General features: G+C 76.6%; 4 protein-coding genes. 2 read left to right on the plus strand and 2 right to left on the minus strand.

Annotated elements, in window-relative coordinates:
- Window positions 1-106: 106 nt before the first annotated feature.
- The gene (locus ACRYRX_RS22445) at window positions 107-919 is read right to left on the minus strand and encodes an RDD family protein (protein ID WP_432515422.1); all 813 of its coding nucleotides are present in this window, start codon (window positions 917-919) and stop codon (window positions 107-109) included.
- Between the two features lie 32 nt (window positions 920-951).
- Between ACRYRX_RS22445 and ACRYRX_RS22450 the strand changes: the two genes are divergently transcribed.
- The gene (locus tag ACRYRX_RS22450; RefSeq protein WP_432515423.1) at window positions 952-2889 is read left to right on the plus strand and encodes a dipeptidyl-peptidase 5; all 1938 of its coding nucleotides are present in this window, start codon (window positions 952-954) and stop codon (window positions 2887-2889) included.
- Here the strand turns inward: ACRYRX_RS22450 and gap are convergent.
- A complete protein-coding gene (gap, locus tag ACRYRX_RS22455) occupies window positions 2876-3874 on the minus strand; it encodes a type I glyceraldehyde-3-phosphate dehydrogenase (protein ID WP_432515424.1) in 999 nt (332 codons plus the stop codon). The genes ACRYRX_RS22450 and gap overlap by 14 nt on opposite strands.
- Before the next feature lie 166 nt (window positions 3875-4040).
- Between gap and ACRYRX_RS22460 the strand changes: the two genes are divergently transcribed.
- Window positions 4041-4565, plus strand: a complete 525-nt coding sequence (locus ACRYRX_RS22460) for a DUF4383 domain-containing protein (RefSeq protein ID WP_432515425.1) — start codon at window positions 4041-4043, stop codon at window positions 4563-4565.
- The last annotated feature ends 46 nt before the right edge of the window (window positions 4566-4611 follow it).

Raw genomic sequence — 4611 nt, forward strand, 5'->3', positions numbered from 1 at the left:
CGCCCCCCCCCCCCCCCCCCCCCCCCCCCCCCCCCCCCCCCCCCCCCCCCCCCCCCCCCCCCCCCCCCCCCCCCCCCCCCCCCCCCGGCGGCGACGGCGAGGCGGTTCAGCCCCGCCCGATGGACCGTTCGAGGTCGCGCGTGCGCGCCTCCCGCCGCTCCAGGCGGGTGAGCTCGCGGTCGCGGCGCTCGACGAGCACCGCGACGAGGAACCGCTCGGGGTCGGTGCCGCGCGGCGGGGCGGGGGAGACGAAGGGCAGCAGGGCGTCGGCGAGCTCGACGCGCAGCGCGGCCCGGGACGCCGGGTTCAGGCTCGCGGTGCGGGCCAGGAACTGCCGGGCCGCGGTCGTCGTCGTCAGCGGCAGCCGGCCGATGTCGGCGGTCCGGGCCCACCCGGCCAGTTCCGGCGGCATCGGCGGCAGCGGCACGTGCCGGGCGGCGGTGCGCTCGCGCACGACGTACGTCCCGGCGAGCAGGTCGCCGATCCGCTTGCCGCGGGAGTTCACCAGCGAGCAGACGATGGCGGGGCTGCCGGCCAGCGCCCACAGCTCGAAGAACCCGACCACGTGCCGCACCAGGGCGTGCCGGAACCGGACGGGGCCGCCGTCGTCGCGCACGGCCCGCACGCCCAGGACGAGCTTGCCGACCGAGCGGCCCCGCGTGGCGGTCTCGACGGCCGTGGGGATCCCCACCAGGCACAGGACGGACAGCGCGAGCCCGATGGCCGTCACGGTCGCCTCGGTGCTGTCGCTCAGCAGCGACGACGCCCCGAAGACCGCGGCCACGAGGACGACCGCGACGATCACGGCGTCCAGGAGCGCGGCCAGCAGCCGCGACGCGAACGAGGCGGCGCGCAACCCCAGGACGACGGCCTCGCCGGTGACGATCTCACCGACGGGTTCCCCGGAGGACAGGCTCACCCGGCCCAAGGTACCGGGGCTACGGTGACCGGGTGGAGGGAGCCGAACGCCCCGCCGGGCCGTCCACCGCACCCCACGGGGCGTGGACGTCCCCGCTGCGCGCCGCCGACGTCGCCGCCGCCGGCCCGAGGCTGCCGGGGGTCGCCCTGGCCGCGGACGGGTCCCTGTGGTGGGCCGAGGGCCGTCCCGCCGGGCACGGGCGGGTCGCGCTGGTGCGCCGCGGCCCCGACGGCCGGGTCGAGGAGGTGGCGCCCACCCTGGACGCCCGCACCCGCGTGCACGAGTACGGCGGCGGGGCCTGGGGGGTGCTGCCCGGGGGCGGGGCCGTGCTGGCCTCGGCCGCCGACCAGCGCTGGTTCGCCGTCGAGGCGCCCGGGGCGCGGCCCCGGCCGCTGGTGCCCGCCGACGGCGTCCGGTACGCCGACCCGGCGCCGTGGGGCCGGGGCGCGGACGCCGGGGTGGTCCTGGTCGCGGAGGACCACCGCGGGGGGCGGCCGCGCCGCAGCCTCGTGCACGTCCCGCTCGACGGGTCCGGCCCGCGGGAGCTGTTCAGCGGCCCGCGGTTCCTCGCGGCCCCGCGGGTCAGCCCGGACGGGACGCGGCTGGTGTGGATCAGCTGGGAGCACCCGGACATGCCGTGGCAGCGGACGCTGCTGTGGACGGCCGACCTGGCCGGGGGCGCGCTGTCCGCGCCGCGGGTGCTGCTGGGCCGGGACCGGCGCGAGTCCTGGATCCACCCCGGGTTCGCCCCCGACGGGACCGTGCTGGTGGTCGGCGACCGCAGCGGGTTCTGGAACCTGCACGAGGTGAGGGGTGGGGACGTGCGCGCGGTCCTGCCCGAGGACGTCGAGCAGGGTTTCCCGCCGTGGACGTTCGGGACGACGTCGTGGGCCGCGCTCGACGACGACCGCGTCGCGCTCGTCCACGTGGCGGGGGCGGGGTACCGGCTGGACGTCGTGGACCGCCGCACCGGCCGCCTGGCGCCCCTGGACCTGCCGTTCACGGCGTACGCGCCGACGCTGGCGGCGGCCGGTGGGCGGGTCGCCGCGGTCGCGGCGTCCCCGACGAGCCCGCCGGCGGTGGTGCTGGTGGACGCCGGGTCGGGGGCGGTCGAGGTGGTCCGCCCGTCGGCGCCGGCGCCGGACCCGCGGTTCCTGCCCGTCCCGCGCGCGGTGCAGGTCCCGAGCGCGGGCGGGCGCACGGTCCACGCGCACCACTACCCCCCGACCCACCCCGACCACCCCGACCCCGGCCCGGCCCCGCACGTCCTGTTCGTGCACGGCGGCCCGACGGCGCAGTCGCAGGCGGCGTGCTCGCCGGAGGTCGCGTTCTTCACCTCCCGCGGGATCGGGGTCGTCGACGTCCAGCACGGCGGCTCGACGGGGTACGGCCGGGCCTACCGGGAGGCCCTGGACGGGAACTGGGGCGTCGTCGACGTCGAGGACTGCGCCGCGGTCGCGCGCTGGCTGGTGGCCGGGGGGTTCGCCCCGCCGGGGCGGGTCGGGATCCGCGGCGGCAGCGCCGGGGGTTTCACGGTGCTCGCCGCGCTGACGGGGACGGACGCGTTCTCGGCCGGGACCAGCTACTACGGGGTCGCGGACCTGCGGGCGATGGCGCGGGAGACCCACGACTTCGAGTCGCGGTACCTGGACTCCCTGGTGGGGCCGTTGCCGGAGGCGGCGGACGTGTACGCCGAGCGGTCCCCGCTGAACCACGTCGACGGGCTGGACCACCCGGTGCTGCTGCTGCAGGGCGAGCAGGACCCGGTGGTCCCGCCGAACCAGGCGCGGGCGTTCGCCGACGCCCTGCGCCGCAGGGGTGTGCCGCACGCCCTGGTGGTGTTCCCGGACGAGCAGCACGGGTTCCGGCGGGCCGAGAACGTCACCGCCTCGCTGGAGACGGAACTGTCGTTCTACGGACAGGTCTGGGGTTTCGACCCGCCGGGGGTGCCGCGGCTCAGCCTCGGCTGAGCAGTTCCAGCGTGTCGACGACGCGGTTCGAGAAACCCCACTCGTTGTCGTACCAGGCGACGACCTTGACGTGCTTGCCGTCGACCCGGGTGAGGGCGGAGTCGAAGATCGACGAGTGCGGGTTGCCGGTGATGTCGCTGGACACCAGCGGTTCGTCGGAGAACTCCAGGACCCCCCGCAGCGCCCCGGACGCCGCCTCGCGGTAGGCCGCGACGACCTCCTCGCGGGTGACCTCGCGGGACACCGCGGTGTTCAGCTCCACGATCGAGCCGACCGGGACGGGCACGCGGATCGAGTCGCCGGACAGCTTGCCGTCCAGCTGGGGCAGGACCAGGCCGATGGCCTTGGCGGCCCCGGTGCTGGTGGGGACGATGTTCACGCCGGCCGCGCGGGCGCGGCGCAGGTCGCGGTGCGGGCCGTCCTGGAGGTTCTGCTCCTGGGTGTAGGCGTGGACGGTCGTCATGAACCCGTGCTCGATGCCGGCGAGGTCGTCGAGGACCTTGGCCAGCGGGGCGAGCGCGTTCGTGGTGCAGGACGCGTTCGAGACGACGACGTGCTGCGCGGGGTCGTAGGCGTCGGTGTTCACGCCGTACGCCAGGGTCACGTCGGCGCCGTCGGAGGGCGCGGAGACGAGGACCTTGCGGGCCCCGGCGGCCAGGTGCGCCTTCGCGGCGTCGGCGGAGGTGAACCGTCCGGTGGACTCCAGGACGAGGTCGACCTCGAGGTCGGCCCAGGGCAGGTCCGCGGGGTCGCGCTCGGCCAGGACGCGGACGACCCGGCCGTTCACGACGAGGTCCGCGCCGTCGACCTCGACGGTGCCGGCGAAGCGGCCCAGGGAGGAGTCGTGGCGCAGCAGGTGCGCCAGGGCGTCGGGGGCGGTGAGGTCGTTGACGGCGACGACCCGCAGGTCGGTCTCGCGGGCCAGGAGGGCGCGCAGGGTGTTGCGGCCGATGCGGCCGAACCCGTTGATGGCGATCCGAGTCATGGCTCCAGGGTCGGTGCCGCGCGGACGGCGGGACAGTGGCGAGGGAGCCATCGTCCGCAAGGTTCTCGCCACCGCGTTCGGAGATGCCCTCCCGCCCCGTGCTGCCTACCGTGGGTCACGGGTCGAGCCGGCGCCCACCACCACCCACCGCCCCCAGGAGACGACCGTGAGCAGGAAGACCCAGAGCACCCAGGGCACCGACAGCACGACGACGTCGGGGCTGTCCGTCAGCCGTTCCCCCGTGTCGCTGACGTCGCTGATCGTCGGCGCCGCCTTCCTCCTCGTCGGGGTCCTCGGGTTCGTCCCCGGCGTCACGACGAACTACGGCGCCCTCGGCGGCGCCGGCCACCACTCCGGGGCGATGCTGCTCGGGGTGTTCCAGGTCTCGGTGCTGCACAACCTCCTGCACCTGGCCTTCGGCGTCCTCGGCGTCGCGCTCTCCCGGGTGCCCTCGCTGGCCAAGGCGTTCCTCGTCGTCGGCGGCGTCGCCTACCTCGGGTTGTGGGTCTACGGCCTGGTCACGGCCGACGACAGCACCGCGAACTTCGTGCCCGTCAACGCCGCCGACGACTGGCTGCACCTCGGCCTCGGGCTGGGCATGCTCGTGCTCGGCCTCGTCATGCCGCGCCGCGCCTCGCGCGGGACCGCCGCCACCTACCACGGGCCCACCGCCGGCGGCCGCATCCAGTGACCCCACCCACCCCCTCGGCGATCGAGGACGCAGGAGTCCTCGATCG

Origin of the sequence: Kineococcus lubricus, from assembly GCF_050871965.1 — a bacterium.
Lineage (GTDB): Bacteria > Actinomycetota > Actinomycetes > Actinomycetales > Kineococcaceae > Kineococcus.